This window comes from Kaistella haifensis DSM 19056 (genome assembly GCF_000735695.2).
GTDB classification, from domain to species: Bacteria; Bacteroidota; Bacteroidia; order Flavobacteriales; family Weeksellaceae; genus Kaistella; species Kaistella haifensis.
Map to the genome: position 1 here is coordinate 11430 of NZ_JASZ02000020.1, position 14949 is coordinate 26378.

General features: G+C 37.7%; 13 protein-coding genes. 6 read left to right on the top strand and 7 right to left on the bottom strand.

Going from position 1 to position 14949, the window contains the following annotated elements; translation table 11 throughout:
* Position 1: 1 nt before the first annotated feature.
* Positions 2–2920: a SusC/RagA family TonB-linked outer membrane protein gene (locus AP75_RS09435; protein WP_088264448.1), complete on the bottom strand. Its 2919-nt coding sequence runs from the start codon at positions 2918–2920 to the stop codon at positions 2–4.
* 915 nt (positions 2921–3835) lie between these two features.
* Between AP75_RS09435 and AP75_RS09440 the strand changes: the two genes are divergently transcribed.
* Positions 3836–4435: a ribonuclease HII gene (locus AP75_RS09440; RefSeq protein WP_031501519.1), complete on the top strand. Its 600-nt coding sequence runs from the start codon at positions 3836–3838 to the stop codon at positions 4433–4435.
* A gap of 848 nt (positions 4436–5283) precedes the next feature.
* On the opposite strand, the gene AP75_RS09445 is transcribed toward AP75_RS09440, so the two are convergent.
* The 3 genes from AP75_RS09445 to AP75_RS09460 all read right to left on the bottom strand — a co-directional run bounded on the left by AP75_RS09445 (position 5284) and on the right by AP75_RS09460 (position 9914).
* Positions 5284–6024, bottom strand: coding sequence for a hypothetical protein (locus tag AP75_RS09445; RefSeq protein WP_051872554.1), 741 nt, complete (start codon positions 6022–6024; stop codon positions 5284–5286).
* A gap of 299 nt (positions 6025–6323) precedes the next feature.
* Positions 6324–8141 (bottom strand): membrane protein insertase YidC, encoded by a 1818-nt coding sequence (yidC, locus tag AP75_RS09450; RefSeq protein WP_088264450.1) that lies wholly within the window; start codon positions 8139–8141, stop codon positions 6324–6326.
* A 165-nt stretch (positions 8142–8306) separates the two neighbouring features.
* Positions 8307–9914, bottom strand: a complete 1608-nt coding sequence (locus tag AP75_RS09460) for a CTP synthase (protein ID WP_088264454.1) — start codon at positions 9912–9914, stop codon at positions 8307–8309.
* Positions 9915–10142: 228 nt separating this feature from the next.
* On the opposite strand from AP75_RS09460, the gene AP75_RS09465 reads away from it, so the two are divergent.
* The 4 genes from AP75_RS09465 (at position 10143) to AP75_RS09480 (ending at position 13251) form a co-directional block, all read left to right on the top strand.
* Complete coding sequence (locus AP75_RS09465) at positions 10143–10634, top strand: YceI family protein (RefSeq protein WP_031501520.1); 492 nt, start codon at positions 10143–10145, stop codon at positions 10632–10634.
* Between the two features lie 130 nt (positions 10635–10764).
* On the top strand, positions 10765–12111 hold the full coding sequence (gene radA, locus AP75_RS09470; protein WP_031501521.1) for a DNA repair protein RadA: 1347 nt from the start codon (positions 10765–10767) through the stop codon (positions 12109–12111).
* 115 nt (positions 12112–12226) lie between these two features.
* The gene (locus tag AP75_RS09475) at positions 12227–12580 is read left to right on the top strand and encodes a four helix bundle protein (protein ID WP_031501522.1); all 354 of its coding nucleotides are present in this window, start codon (positions 12227–12229) and stop codon (positions 12578–12580) included.
* Positions 12581–12672: 92 nt separating this feature from the next.
* A complete protein-coding gene (locus tag AP75_RS09480; protein ID WP_031501523.1) occupies positions 12673–13251 on the top strand; it encodes an acyl carrier protein phosphodiesterase in 579 nt (192 codons plus the stop codon).
* Here AP75_RS09480 and AP75_RS09485 read toward each other — a convergent pair.
* The 3 genes from AP75_RS09485 to AP75_RS09495 are packed head-to-tail and all read right to left on the bottom strand — an operon-like array spanning position 13248 to position 14280.
* Positions 13248–13763: a DUF6702 family protein gene (locus AP75_RS09485; protein ID WP_031501524.1), complete on the bottom strand. Its 516-nt coding sequence runs from the start codon at positions 13761–13763 to the stop codon at positions 13248–13250. The genes AP75_RS09480 and AP75_RS09485 overlap by 4 nt on opposite strands.
* Entirely contained in the window at positions 13760–14062 is a 303-nt protein-coding gene (locus AP75_RS09490; RefSeq protein ID WP_031501525.1) for a hypothetical protein, read from the bottom strand. The genes AP75_RS09485 and AP75_RS09490 overlap by 4 nt, the downstream gene beginning before the upstream one ends.
* A complete protein-coding gene (locus tag AP75_RS09495) occupies positions 14038–14280 on the bottom strand; it encodes a hypothetical protein (protein ID WP_088264456.1) in 243 nt (80 codons plus the stop codon). Before AP75_RS09495 ends, AP75_RS09490 begins: the two co-directional genes overlap by 25 nt.
* A gap of 66 nt (positions 14281–14346) precedes the next feature.
* Between AP75_RS09495 and AP75_RS09500 the strand changes: the two genes are divergently transcribed.
* Positions 14347–14925, top strand: coding sequence for a HupE/UreJ family protein (locus tag AP75_RS09500; RefSeq protein ID WP_031501527.1), 579 nt, complete (start codon positions 14347–14349; stop codon positions 14923–14925).
* Positions 14926–14949: the final 24 nt, after the last annotated feature.

Sequence of the window (14949 nt, forward strand, 5' to 3'; positions counted from 1 at the left end):
ATTAAAATTTAAAGTTTACGTTTACACCATATTGTCTTGTTGAAGGAAGTGAACCTCCTTCGAGACCTTGAATGTTACCGGAACCGTAACTTGTGTTTTCAGGATCCATACCCTTCCAGTCAAGTCCCCATGCAAATAAGTTTCTACCAAACGCGGTAATTCTTACACCTTCCAAGAATCCTCCAATTAGAGATTTCGGCAGGTCGTAACCTAAGGTAAGATCTCTAAGTTTGATATAATCTGCATCAAAAACATTAAGTGCGTCCACTGTGTTGTAGTGCATTGCGCCGTATTGTTGTGCAGTAAGTTTACGAGTGTTTGGACTTCCGTTTGCTAATACACCCTCCAAGATAATTCCCTGCGATCTGTCTCCGCCAAGTGTGGATTCTTCGATCATACCAGAATACATTCCCCACATATGCGAAGTTGAGAAATATTTTCCACCTTTTTGCATATCGAACAAGAAAGATAAGGTAAAGTTCTTGTATTTTACGGTATTTCTTAGCCCCATTGTGTAATCAGGCAGTGTTGATCCTAAGTTTTTGATACTAGAAGGTGCATATCTACCATTAGATGCAATAATTTTGTTTCCGTTTGCATCATAAGTAAAGTCTGTACCATAGATAGAACCATAAGATTCTCCCTTAACAGCCATTAATCTTGCTCTGAACGGTGCAGTAGTAAGCTGATAAGTCTCTACGTCCTCATATAGTTCTTCAATAACGTTATCATTCTTAGCGAAATTCCAGTTTAGCGTCCAGCTAAAATCATCAGATTTTACCGGTGTTGCCCAAACCATTGCTTCGACACCTTTGTTATTGATTTTACCGGCATTAACTAGTTGGCTTCTAAAACCTGTTGCAGGATCAATAGTTAAAGGAAGGATTGCATCTGTAATGTTTACATCATAGTAAGTTACATCAAATCCTAACCTGTTTCGTAAGAAGTTAACCTCAATACCAATCTCTTTGGTATCTTTCATTTCCGGTCTTAATTCCTTGTTGTTGTTCTGCGTAGTCAAGGTATATCGAGGGGAGCCTGCGAAATTAATGGGTTGGTTGAAGAAATTGTTTATTTGGTAAGGATCTGTATCACTTGCCACTTTTGCCCAACCTGCTCTAATTTTACCAAAAGACAACCAATTTGCGTCAATAAGATTAGAGAAAACGAAACTACCAGTAACAGATGGATAAAAACCATCGTGAACAGTCGTGGAGAACCAGTCGTTTCTTCCAGTAGCTTCAAGGAATAATGTTTCTTTAAATCCTAATGATAACGATCCAAAAACTGAATGCACCATTTTGTTAAAGTCGTCATTTTGCGCTAAAGGAGTTTCCACACTGTTTTTAAGGTTATAGAAATTTGGCTGAACCAATCCTCCAACTGTTTGGCCAAATATTCTTGAAAGTCTGCTATTTCGGATATTTCCCCCTATAAATGTTTGTAATGAAAAATCATCAGAGATTTTTGGATTCCAGTGTACTCTACCTTCATAGTTGTACTCGCTGAAAGTTCTTGTACTGGTTGCATAGCCAGAGGTTGACTGAGAACCGATAGCAACACGGGAATCATTATCCTGAGAATACATATCCGCGTACACTTTTCCGACGGCATATAAATTAGGTAGAATTTTGTATGTTAAACCTACATTACCAAAGAATCTGTTTCTCTTATCGTTTGCAACATTTTCATAGATTGTCCAGTAAGGGTTGTCAGAGTATTTTGGAGTTGCATCGTCCCAAGCTGTTCTGTTCCAGCTTCTTTGCATCCCATTTGCTAATTTATAGTCTTTCAGTTTAGAGAAATCTAATTGTCTTTGCCCCCACTGGAAAAATTTTTGAGCTACGGAGTTGTCGCCGTAACCCTGTTCAGGTCTATTGAAACCGTGGGTTTGTACAAAATTAATTGAAGTTTCTATCTTTAGTTTTTCAGAAAGTTCACTGTTTGCATTGATATTGAAATTGTGCTTTTCAATTGAAGAGTTCGGAACGACACCATTGATGTTAGTATTGGTATAAGAGACTCTCAGGTTTGACTTCTCAAAAGATTTTGCTACAGACAGGTTATTCGTATACTGTGTCCCAACCTCAAAAAAGGAATCAACATCATTTTCAGATGCTACCCATGGGATGGTCTTCATATAGTCATTGGCAAATTCAGGATCAAATGCATTCCAAGGAAGGTAATACAAGTTTGGATCAAAACGTGGTCCCCAGCTTTCATCCATCCCATAATCGGCAATATTATAAGTAACGCCACCAATTGTTGCAGTTGGAAGAGAATTCGCTAAACCACCACCGTAGAGTTTTTGTAATTGCGGATAAATATATATACTCTCGAAAGATACACCTGTGTTAAATTCTACATTAGTTCTTCCTTTTTTCGCACTTTTGGTTGTGTATAAAATCACTCCATTACTCGCTCTGGATCCATAAAGTGCAGCAGCTGGACCACCTTTAAGTACCGTTACTGATTCAATATCATCTGGGTTAATGTCAAATGCGGCATCGCCATAATCTCTACCACCTGATCCTCTTTGAGTGTCAACATTATTCACGTTGCTGTTGTCCAATGGAACGCCGTCAACGATGATTAAGGGTCTGTTTTCACCTGTGATAGAACTGATTCCTCTCATGGTAATTCTTGTGGAGCCACCCATACTAGAAGGAGAAGTTACTTGTACACCGGCTACATTACCTGAAAGAGCACTTAATGCATTAGTTTGACCAGCTTCTGAAATGTTCTCTCCCGAAATCTCCTGAGATGCATATCCCAAAGATTTTTTTTCTCTTTTAATACCCAAGGCTGTTACTACAACGCCTTCGATATCTTGCGTTTTTGTGGTATCTACCTGTGCATTCACCAAAGCAAATGACGAAGTCAAAACTACCGCTAAAACGCTTGTTGTTAGTTTTTTCATATCAAATTAAATTTTTTCATTGGAGCAAATGTGCAAAACTTTCTTAATATAACCAAACTTTTTGTTAATTATTTCTTAATAATCTAACATTTTTATGGGTTCTATGTGTTTTTACTAATATTTTCGGGTTTTCTGTTAATTTGTCAAAATTAAGGGGTGTTTTTTGATGATTTTAACTTAAATATTAACTTAATGTTAAATTATCGATTTTTTTTAACTTGTTTTTTCTTTAATGTTGTAAATATTTTTAGGTTAATTTAACTTAATTTCAATTTAAAACATATATGTTTTTGCGTCTGTTTTTTCGCTGAAATTAGCTGCTTATATTCAAATTCCTCTTTGTTTTCTCTCTTTTCCATTTTTTTTATGCCATCTTTCCAGTTTTTAGTGGTTTGGGTTCATTCAATGCTGAATGTTGGCTTCTATCGTTATTCATCTTTATATTCCTCTGAAAGTTTGTATTTTTACCTCTCGATTTTTTGTCTAATAATCAGTTGTGTTTAGAGGAGAAGTGATTTATTGAAAGTAGTTTAATATGACTTAGGAAGCGGAGGCGTTAAGAAATTTTATAGAATTCCCGTTAAAAAACCTGCCGAAGGCAAGGTTCGCTGATTCCTTAAAAAAATAAAAAAGATGAAGCAAATTCCCACTGTTTGAGTGGCGGCCAAAATATAGTTTTATAAAACCCTTGTCTTTTCGCCCGAAACCGCTTGCGGTTCGCTGATTCAAAAGAAAAGAATAAAAAGAAGAAGCAGTTTTGGGGATTTTAGGGAATACTTTAAAATTTTAGCCGGAGTTTCCAGTCTTGAACTTTTGGTTCTTTTTGTTTCAAGACAAAAGAACATATAATCAAATAGTTATGTTTTTTTTACTAAATGCACAACATGGGTCTAATATTATAGTTATATCAGTTTTATGGAATTGTTAAAAAGCTGGTCTCAGCAATATATTGAAGCGGGTTGCGATGAAGTAGGTAGGGGTTGCTTATGCGGTCCGGTAGTGGCGGCTGCGGTGATTATTGATGAGGATTTTCAGCAAAATTTAATCAATGATTCCAAAAAACTCACCTTCAAAACCAGGTTGCAGTTAGACGACTACATCCGGAACAATGTGGTCGATTATGCCATTGCAGAGGTCGCCCCGGATTTTATCGATGAGCATAATATTCTGAATGCAAGTATTCACGCCATGCATTTGGCATTGGATCAGCTCACCACCCGACCGAAATTCATCCTTGTTGATGGCAATAAGTTTCACCCTTATCCTTTCATTCCTCATCAATGCATCATCAAAGGGGATTCTAAATTCCTTTCCATCGCGGCGGCATCTATTTTAGCAAAAAACTACAGAGACAGGATGATGATCGCGCTTCACAAAGATTTCCCAGATTATGGCTGGGCTACCAATATGGGCTATGCTACCAAGCAACATCAGCAAGCTTTGAACAAGTACGGTCCCACCATTCATCACCGACGATCTTTCCGTCTCGATTACACCATCGACATTATCAAGTAGCTCCTTCGTGGGTGTTTGTTTTTTTTAATGTTTTAAATTTAATTAGGGATGCTTTGTTATTAAATAGAGCAATCAGCATTGTAAACAATCACTTAATTACGACCTAGTAAGTGGAGACGTTAAGGAAATAAATTGCAAGATAATTGAGCGATTGATTTTGAAAGCGTAGCGTCTTTGTATTTCAAAAAAAATCTTTTCATAAAACAAAAACTTTTGATGCTTTTGCGGTTAAAAAAACTTTAGCAGACTAATCTTTTTTCCGCCCGAAACCGCTTGCGGTTCGCTGACTCAAAAGAAAATATCAAAAGATCAGCAATTTTGGGGATTTTGGGACTTCTTGTTTATTTTTAGTCGAGCTTCCAGTCTTGATCTTTTGGTACTTTTGCATCAAGGCAAAAGTACAGTGCAACACAAATCACTTACAATGGCTATAGCTTACACAAAACCATTGCTACCGTTTAAGTTCTCCGTTTATTAAATTCAAATCCTTTCTTTTACATAGTCAATGAACGACCTAGGAAGCGGAGACGTTAAGAAAATAAATAAGAAGTCCGTTAAGAAACCTGCCGAAGGCAAGGTTCGCTGATTCCTTAAAAAAATAAAAAAGATGAAGCAAATCCCCACTGTTTGAGTGGCGGCAATAATCTTGTTTAGCAGATTAATCTTGTTTCCGCCCGAAACCGCTTGCGGTTCGCTGACTCAAAAGAAAATATCAAAAGATCAGCAATTTTGGGGATTTTAGGACTTCTTGTTTATTTTTAGTCGAGCTTCCAGTCTTGATCTTTTGGTACTTTTGCATCAAGGCAAAAGTACAGAAGACTACAAAACATATACAATGCGCATGTATATTATTCTTTTATCTCAATCCTCCCTCCCCAAAAATAGCTATTCGCTGTAGTGAGCAACTCCCCATTTTGCTGTACACGCGACTGCTGAAAACGGATTTCACCAATCACAAACAACAGTTGTCCTTCAGGAAGCTCTGTTAAGGTAAAGCGGGTTTCCTCAATCTGCTTTCCGGGATAAACTTCCAAAGTCACTTCTTTTAACAATTCGACATTCGGGTAATTTTCCAGATCGGGGAGTGCGGCGATACAAATAATGCGCAATTTTGCAGTGTGTGTTTTTGGGGGAGCTTTCAGTTCTCGGTTCCACACTAGTTTCGGAATGGCGATGGTCATCGAGCGCATTTCTGCATCCAACTGTATTTGCGGAAAAAAGCGACAGGTGTTTTGCCACTCAAGATGTCTGTTAAACCCGAAACCTTCCATCAATTTCGGATTCCCTTCCACAATCGAAACATCACCTTGCAGGGTGTGCCTGTGACTCGTTGCCATTTTATAGAACTGACTTCGATGTCGGTAGGCGTAGCGGTCATCGGTTACGAGTTTACACAATTGCATCAGCTTTCGGCGGTACTGCGCATCTCGCTTGCTGATGTACCCGAAAATACCTGCCGCTTTTTTTGTGTTTGCGCTCTGTCTTACTTGGTCTGGTTTACTTCGGACAACATTTCGATCGCCTTGGTTTACAAAAACCAAATTCGATATTCCCCCACTGATTAATCCGTTTTTACTCAATCGTGCCATAATAAAAAGGTATTTTAATTGAAACCGATAATCAGCTAATCCTTTATGAATAAGCCTCACTATCTTGTAGTTATCTTCTACGAATATACAAATTTTTAAAATAGATTATCAGTAGTAAATCTATATTTTACATAGATATTCTATTGACTTAGTATGGACTTACTATAGAGATATGGCGAAGATGATAGCACTATGATTGGGCTTAAGGTTGAATATAGAATGGAGAAAGGTTGAAGTAAATAAACAAAAAAAGCGGAAAATTACTTTCCGCTTTATAAATTATTCAGGTTGAAGAAGGGTTATTTCTTTTTGCCAGGTTGTTGTTGCTGTTGCATTTTTTGTTGTTCCTGTGCTTTTTCCATCATTTCTCGCATTCTTTTCTGGAATTTGCCTTCTTTTTTCGGCTCTTTTTGTTTGTTAGCTTGAATTTGAGCATGGATTTTTTTCTCATCAAGAATCCAATATTTAATGACTAAAATGATAAGGATGTTGATGGCATTTGAAACGAAGTAATACCAAGATAATCCGGAAGCTGAAGTGTTTAGGAAGAATAGGAAAGTAATCGGGAAGATGTACATCAATACTTTCATATTCGGCATGCCTTCTTGCTGTGGTTGCTGCATGTTTCCGGAAGTCATTACCGTATAAATTAAAATCACTACCGTACACGCAATCGCGAAAATACTTAAATGCTCACCCAGGAAAGGAATATTGAACGGAAGCTTAATCACATCATCGTAAGCAGTCAAATCTTTTGCGAACCAGAAACTTTTACCTCTAAGGTCAATCATATTCGGGAAGAATCGGAACAGGGCATAGAAAATCGGGACCTGAAGCAATGCCGGTAAACAGCCTGCCATTTGGTTCACTCCAGCTTTTCGGTAGATGGCCATGATTTCCTGTTGCTTTTTCATCGGATCTGCATCCTTGAATTTGGCATTGACCTCATCGATTTCCGGGCGAATTACCTTCATCATTGCACTCAGTTTATGCTGCTTGAACATGACCGGTGAAAGAATGATTTTCACAATAATCGTCATTAAGAAAATAACCCAACCTGCTGCTAATCCCCAACTGGAGATCAGGTTGTACATCGGGATAAAGAACCATCTGTTCAAACTTCCGATAAACGACCAACCTAATGGGAGTAACTCGTCAAAATTTTTGTTGTAAGATTTTAATAAAGGCAAATCCAATGGCATAAAGTACCATTTGAAGTTTTGGTTTAGTTCGTTTCCTGCCAAATCTACTTGTCCGTTGAAGTTGAATTTTTTCAGGAATTCGCCTTCTTCGATCATCTCTTGGGAGCCTTTAGAGTTTTTGAAACCGTGCTGAGGTTCAATTACGGCCGAGAAAAACTGTTGTTTCACAGCAAGCCAGTTCAGTGTTTCGTCGGGTTCTTCCATAGTGGTTCTACCGTCGTAATCGAAACTCTTGTAATTGTTGAAACTGTAATTAAATTCGGTGTGCGTCTGTTCCTGTGAACGGCCTTTCTCCATTTGTCTTGCGCTAAAGTCCCACACAAAATCAGCTTTGGAATCTGCTACCAAACGCGATAAACCTTGGGTTTTCACATTGAAATCAACGGTGTATTTATCCAACAAAGTATAGATGAATTGGATCACGGCACCATTGGCATTAGCTTGCATGGTTACGCTGTTTCCGTTCTGAATCGGGATAAAAACTAAATCCTTAGTATTAAAGGTTTTGCCTGTTTTATCTTTGAATTGAAATCCGTAAGAAGAATTGTTTTTATCAAAAATCAATAAATCCTTGTCGTTTTTGTCAGTATTTTTATTGTAAGCTTTATACTCGTTAAGCTGCACAGTAGTGATTTGCCCGCCCAAAGTAGAAATTCCTACGGTCAATTCTTTGTTTTTCAGTTGTACCTGCTGGATGGAAGTGGTCTTAACACTGTCGTTCAAGTTGGTCACCAAAGCGGGTTTGGTGGTGTTTTGTACTGCGGTTTGCGTGGTTTGAGCTTTGTTTTGTGCATCCAGTAATGCTTGTTCTTGGGTTTGCTTGTTTTGGAAATAAAACATCGCACCGATAAGAATGAGTGAAAACAGGGCGAAACTGATCAGTTGATTTTTATCTAAACCGTTATTTTGCTGCATCTTTTTTAATTGATTATTTGATGATTAGGCAGGTTTTTGTTCAAACACTGGACCTTTTAATTTTGGCTGACAAAAATACAGAATTTTTTGTCAATGAAGAATATTTTGTCAACTCATTTAAAAACAGAGAGATAAAAAACATGGCGTCTTTTATCTCTCTGGAATTTATTTTTTGGTTGCTGCTTTTATCAATGCTTTAAAGAGCGGATGAGGTGATGCTACCGTACTCTTGTATTCTGGGTGATACTGCACACCGACGTAGAAAGGATGGTTTTTAAGTTCCAGGGTTTCCACCAATCCGGTTTCCGGGTTCAATCCGGTAGGAGCAAGTCCATTCTTTTCGAATTCTTCTTTGTACTCGGAATTAAATTCGTATCGGTGGCGGTGTCTTTCGGAGATGTTTTTGGCTCCGTATATTTCAAAAAGTGTTGAGTTGGGTTTCAGGCTGCATTTCCATGCGCCCAATCTCATGGTTCCGCCTTTGTGAACTACGTTTTTCTGTTCTTCCATTAATGAAATTACCGGATCGGGAGTGGAAGTGTCGAATTCCATAGAGTTGGCTTTGGCGTATCCTAAAACGTTTCTGGCAAACTCAATCGTCATGATTTGCATTCCTAAACATATTCCTAATAAAGGAATATTATTTTCACGCGCGAATTTGGCTGCGGAAATTTTACCTTCTATACCTCTGTCACCAAATCCTGGTGCAATCAGCATTCCGTCGATTCCTCTTAGGGTTTCCTGAATATTAGCTTCGGTGAGGTCGCCACTATACACCCATCGTACATTAACCTCGGTTTCCAGATCTGCTCCTGCGTGGATAAATGCCTCAGCAATAGATTTATAGGAGTCTTGAAGAGAAACATATTTACCAACCAAAGCAATTTCGACCGTTTTTTTAGGGTTTTGGTACCTTTTCAGGAAACCTTTCCAATCTTTTAGATCAGCCTCTTTGTCGGATTTCAGGTTGAGCTCCTTTAAAACAACATCATCAAAGTTTTGTTTTTGCAAATAAAGCGGAACTTCATAGATAGTTTCGAGGTCGCGACATTCAATGACATTATCTAATGAAACATTGCAGAACTGAGCGAGTTTTGCACGCTGTTCTTTTGGGATTTTATGCTCGGTGCGACATACCAAAACGTCGGCTTGGATACCGCTTTCCATCAGTTGACGCACGGAGTGCTGTGATGGTTTGGTTTTGAGTTCACCGCTGGAAGCAAGGTAAGGAAGCAATGTGAGGTGAATCACCATAGAATTACTTTCGCCGAGTTCCCACTTCAACTGTCGTACACTTTCAATATAAGGAAGCGACTCGATGTCGCCTACCGTTCCACCTATTTCGGTGATGATGATATCGTAATTTTGTTTAGCAAGAATTTTTATTCTTCGCTTAATTTCATTGGTGATGTGAGGGATTACCTGTACTGTTTTCCCCAAGAAATCACCTTTTCTTTCTTTCTCGATAACGGTTTGGTAGATTTTCCCGGTCGTTACGTTATTGTTTTGCGAAGTGGCAGAATTCAGGAATCTTTCGTAGTGTCCCAAATCCAGATCTGTTTCCGCGCCATCTTCGGTAACGTAGCATTCGCCGTGTTCATAAGGATTTAAGGTTCCTGGGTCGATATTGATATAAGGATCAAGCTTTTGAATAGTGACATTGAAGCCTCGGGATTTTAGGAGAAGTCCCAAAGAAGCGGAAACAATTCCTTTTCCCAAAGACGAAGTTACACCTCCCGTTACGAAGATGTATTTGGTGTTCTTTTTACTCATTAGATTAGGTTTGTGCAAAGTTAAGTGAATTTGCAACGCGGGACAAATTAATACTGTCGAAAGTCATGAAAATTAAGATGGATGATTGAAAAATTTTCAATATGTTGGTCTTCAAACAGTTAAAGCTTGATTGGGGTAAGAAATGTCATTTTTAATTACGAAAAAGTGCGCTTAACTTTACACTAGAAAATAGGTCCAAGAAACAGAAAACAATTAAATATTAAAGAAATGAAAAATACTCTTAAATCCGTAATGCTCCTGTTCGCTGTTACTTTTTTTGGTTTTGTAAATGCACAAAACATTACAGGTAAATCTACAAAAATCGCTGTTGACGGAACTTCTCCAATGCACGACTGGACCATGACCTCCTCTTCCGCTAATTTCAGCGGTACCATTAACGGAAACGCCATTACCAATGTTAAATTCAATATGCCTGTAAAAAACCTGAAAAGTACCAAAGGAAAAATGATGGATAACAAAGCTTATGACGCTCTGAAAGCTGATAAAGCCCCGAACATCAGTTTCACTGCGACTTCATTAAGTGTAGGTAAAGGTAATTTAGCCGGAAAACTCACAATAGCAGGAGTTACAAAAGACGTCAGCTTCCCGGTAAATGTAGTTAAAAACGGTGCATCTTATAATATTACAGGAACAGAAAACCTTAAATTATCGGATTTCGGAATGGAAAGACCAGGTTTTATGGGTATAAAAAACCGGTGATGCGATTAAGGTTACGGTAAATATTGTTGCCAAGTAGTATCATATATTTTCTTACAAAATAACCGCTCAGAGGCGGTTATTTTTTTGACTAAAATCTGCTTAATTGAAAAAAAAGCAGGAAATTCGCAACATGGCAAAAGTGAAAAAAGCATATTTCTGTCAGAACTGCGGGACACAATACCCACAGTGGCTCGGGCAGTGCAAAAACTGCGGCGAATGGAATACTTTGGTAGAAGAAATTGTTGAAAAATCCCCTGCTAAAAGCTATTCCGACCGATCGAAACAGCATATCATCAATATTATTGAAGTAGAAACTTACGAAGAACCGAGAATTAAAACTCCTTCCGAAGAACTCAATCGTGTTTTGGGTGGCGGAATTGTTTTAGGTTCTGTTACTTTAATCGGTGGCGAACCGGGAATCGGAAAATCTACATTGCTTCTTCAACTGGCTTTGAAAATGAAGAAAAAAATTCTTTATGTTTCCGGTGAAGAAAGTGCTTCCCAAATTAAAATGCGTGCCGATCGATTGACGGAACTTCAGAATCCACATTGCTATCTTTTCACTGAAACTTCATTAGAAAAAATTCTTCATGAAGCCAAAAAATTAGCTCCCGATTTTGTAATTATCGACTCCATTCAAACCCTGCAAAGTCAGTTGATTGAAAGTTCGCCCGGAACCGTTTCCCAAATTCGCGAGTGCTCCAATGAAATTATAAAATTCGCCAAGGAAACCAATACGCCTGTTTTCCTGGTTGGACATATCACTAAAGACGGACAAATTGCCGGACCGAAAGTTCTGGAACACATGGTCGATGTTGTTTTGAATTTTGACGGCGACCGAAATCATCTGTTCCGATTATTGCGCGCCAATAAAAACCGTTTTGGTTCTACCGCCGAAATCGGGATTTACGAAATGGTTTCGCAAGGATTGAAAGAGATTAAAAATCCATCAGAAATTTTGATCACCAAGAAGTTTGAGGAACTTTCCGGAAATTCAGTTGCGGTAACTTTAGAAGGTAATCGCCCGATGCTTATCGAAATTCAGGCATTGGTAAGTACCGCGGTTTACGGAACGCCACAAAGAAGTTGTACAGGTTTCGATTCGAAACGGCTTAATATGTTGTTAGCCGTTCTGGAAAAACGTGCAGGTTTTCAGTTGGGTGCGAAAGACGTTTTCCTGAACATCACAGGCGGAATCAAAACTGATGATCCTGCTTTGGATTTGGCGGTGGTTGCTTCGGTTTTATCGAGCAACGAAGATGTTGCCATTTCCGAGCATTTCTGTTTTGCCGGAGAAATAGGGTTGAGCGGAGAAATTCGTCCTGTTTCCCAAATAGGACAGCGAATTTCAGAAGCCGAAAAATTGGGTTATGACAAGATTTTTGTCTCTAATTTAAATAAAATTCCAAAAAAGAATTTCGGGATTACAATTGTTGAGGTAAGTAAAATTGAGGATTTTCATGAGCACCTTTTTTAGAAGTAGGATGTTTGGAGGATGGAGTATGAATTTTGGAGGATGGAGTATTAGGTATGAAGTATGAATTTTGAAGTGGTGTTTACAGTATAGAAATAATTTATAAAAAAGTGAAGTTATGGGTGATATAGTCCGTGATTTGAGTTTCCAGTTTGCTTTGGATATCATTGAACTTTATAAATATTTAGTTTCTGAAAAGAAAGAATTGGTGATGAGTAAGCAGTTATTGCGATCCGGAACTTCTGTAGGAGCGAATCTTCGCGAGGCTAAAAACGCACAGTCACCGGCAGATTTTATCCATAAAAATGCCGTTGCCCAGAAGGAGTGTGATGAATCCCTCTACTGGCTGGAACTTTTGAATGCATCAGGATATATTTCAGAAAGTAAATTTCAAGAACTGAATGAAAAGGCAACTTCTTTATTAAAGATTATTAAAAGTATCATCCTCACCAAAAAACAAAATTTAAAATAAACATTTGTTCAAACTCCAAACTCCAAACTCCAAACTTCAAACCTCATCCTTGATCCTCCATCCTTCTTACTTCATCCATCATCCTCCAAATTATGAATTTCCTTGCCCATTCTTATCTTACGTTTTCCGATGAACAGATTGTCGGGCAGTTTTTGGAAGATTTTATCCGAAACAAAGACCGTTTTTCTTTCCCTAAGAAAATCGGACAAGGAATTACTTTGCATCGCGCGATTGATACTTTTACCGACGCGCATCAGGAAATTCATGAAGCTAAAAAGGTGTTCAGTCCTTTGGTGAGGCTTTATGCGGGTGCTTTTGTGGATGTGTCTTTTGATTATTTCTTGGCCAATTCTTTACCCGATAAAACATTGAAAGACCATTCCGAAAGGGTGTATCGGGTTTTGAGAAATCATGAAATGTTTTTGCCGGAAAACTTCCTTCGAATGCTCAATCACATGGAAAAAGACAATTGGTTGTACAATTATCGGGAAGATTTAGGGATTAAATTTTCCATTCAAAATGTACTCAACAAAGCGAAATATTTAGATAAAGATACCGCTGTTTTTGATGCTTTTCTAAAACATAAAGCTCAGTTACAAGTTCATTTTGATGCGTTTTTCCCCGATGTTTTGGTGGAAGTTCAGCGAATTAATGAGACTTTTAACCATTAAAAATTCTGATATAAATACCGATCCGGATAATTTAATCTCTGGCTTTTTCGGTTTCCGTTGACAATGATGTGGATAATGTTCATTTGGTCATCGAAAAAATTGTAGAGCAAACTTACAGCAGTTTCTACTTTTTTCGGAGGATTTGTTTTTTCAGATTCCAAATAGATGTTTACGGATTCGCTGTCTTCTTCGTAGCCAATGTAGTTGATTTTCAGGAATTTATTATCGGATTTTAGCTTTAGGTATTCTGCACAATATTGAATCAGGTAAGCGTTAATCTGGCTTTTGTATTTTTCATCATTAAAATGAAATGCTTTTCCGTATTTTTCTTTCAAGGCGTTTTCTAAATCATCCAAGAAAAACTTGCCACTTATTTCGAATGTTTTTGTTTTGGAATTATAGTTAAATTCAACAGAACCAACATGATATGGATGTAAATCTTCGGTTGGGAATGACTTGGAAAAAGCTGTTGTAAATAAAAATGCAAAAAGGATTAGGAGGATTTTTTTCATTTTAAAAGGTCGAGTATTTTTTTAGGATTTTGACGAAGGTCGAAAAACAATAGGATTTTGATTGAATTTTCATCTTCTTTTCGGAAAAACATTCTGATGTGTTTTTTACCGATTAATGCGCTTCGGGTTTTGGATTGAGATTTTTGGTATTGCTTGTATTTTCCGGCTTCTAATTCATTAGTCACTTTTTTAATATCAAGTAATAAATGAACAATTTCACGTTGTGGCCATATTTTTTCAAGAAATTCAATGTTTTCCCTTAAACTTTTCTTGGCTATTCTTGAGAATTCAACCTGCATATTTCATCATCAATAAATTTAAAAAATTCTTCTTTTGAAATCATGTCTTCCTCCTTTAGGTTTTCACCGTATTTGTCGATGGCTTCGAAGATATGAGCAGGAACTCCTTCGATCATTTCATAGGGTTGTGGAAGAACTTTTACGCCCTTTAACCGCTCCAGAAGTTGTTTGATGAAATCGTAGTCTTCCTTGTTTTCTATTTCTATGGTGAGATTCATCTTTGTAATTTTAAACAAAGTTAAAATAAATTTTGTATTATCGTGCCTCTAAAAATTATACGACAGATGCAGGATTTTATGCTTTATTTAAAATTGGGTTGGGAACATATTGTTTCTTTGGACGCACTTGATCATCAGCTTTTTGTGTTGGTTTTGATGGCTATTTTTGTTTTCAAAGATTGGAAAAAAATCCTTTGGGTGGTTACTGCATTTACCATAGGACATTCGATTACTTTGGTGCTTAGTGCATTCGATATTTTGCGCGCACCGGCGAAATGGGTGGAGTTTTTAATCCCTTTAACCATTGTGATCACGGCTTTAGATAATATTTTGATGCGGAACAAACCACAGAATTTGATGCAGATGAATTATTTTTTCGCTCTGTTTTTCGGATTGATTCACGGGATGGGATTTGCGAATACCGCGCGAATGATGATGTCGAAAGAGCAAAGTATTTTCGTTCCACTTTTGGGATTCAATATCGGGTTGGAAGTGGGGCAAATTGCTGTAGTTGTTGTGATTATGATCCTTCATTTCGTGATGCTTACTTTGTTTAGAGTCAACAAAAAAGAATGGGTAATGTTTGTTTCCTCCGCTGTTTTTGCTTTGGCTTTGAAAATGGCTTTAGAAAGAATTCCTTTTTAAAATGTTAAAATCATTATTTATTAG

Coding starts and splice junctions, on each gene's coding strand:
- AP75_RS09435 (WP_088264448.1), bottom strand. CDS start 2,920: ATGAAAAAACTAACAACAAGCGTTTTAGCGGTAGTTTTGACTTCGTCA.
- AP75_RS09480 (WP_031501523.1), top strand. CDS start 12,673: ATGAATTTCCTTGCCCATTCTTATCTTACGTTTTCCGATGAACAGATT.
- AP75_RS09485 (WP_031501524.1), bottom strand. CDS start 13,763: ATGAAAAAAATCCTCCTAATCCTTTTTGCATTTTTATTTACAACAGCT.
- AP75_RS09495 (WP_088264456.1), bottom strand. CDS start 14,280: ATGAATCTCACCATAGAAATAGAAAACAAGGAAGACTACGATTTCATC.
- yidC (WP_088264450.1), bottom strand. CDS start 8,141: ATGCAGCAAAATAACGGTTTAGATAAAAATCAACTGATCAGTTTCGCC.
- AP75_RS09490 (WP_031501525.1), bottom strand. CDS start 14,062: ATGCAGGTTGAATTCTCAAGAATAGCCAAGAAAAGTTTAAGGGAAAAC.
- AP75_RS09500 (WP_031501527.1), top strand. CDS start 14,347: ATGCAGGATTTTATGCTTTATTTAAAATTGGGTTGGGAACATATTGTT.
- AP75_RS09445 (WP_051872554.1), bottom strand. CDS start 6,024: ATGGCACGATTGAGTAAAAACGGATTAATCAGTGGGGGAATATCGAAT.
- AP75_RS09465 (WP_031501520.1), top strand. CDS start 10,143: ATGAAAAATACTCTTAAATCCGTAATGCTCCTGTTCGCTGTTACTTTT.
- AP75_RS09475 (WP_031501522.1), top strand. CDS start 12,227: ATGGGTGATATAGTCCGTGATTTGAGTTTCCAGTTTGCTTTGGATATC.
- radA (WP_031501521.1), top strand. CDS start 10,765: ATGGCAAAAGTGAAAAAAGCATATTTCTGTCAGAACTGCGGGACACAA.
- AP75_RS09460 (WP_088264454.1), bottom strand. CDS start 9,914: ATGAGTAAAAAGAACACCAAATACATCTTCGTAACGGGAGGTGTAACT.
- AP75_RS09440 (WP_031501519.1), top strand. CDS start 3,836: ATGGAATTGTTAAAAAGCTGGTCTCAGCAATATATTGAAGCGGGTTGC.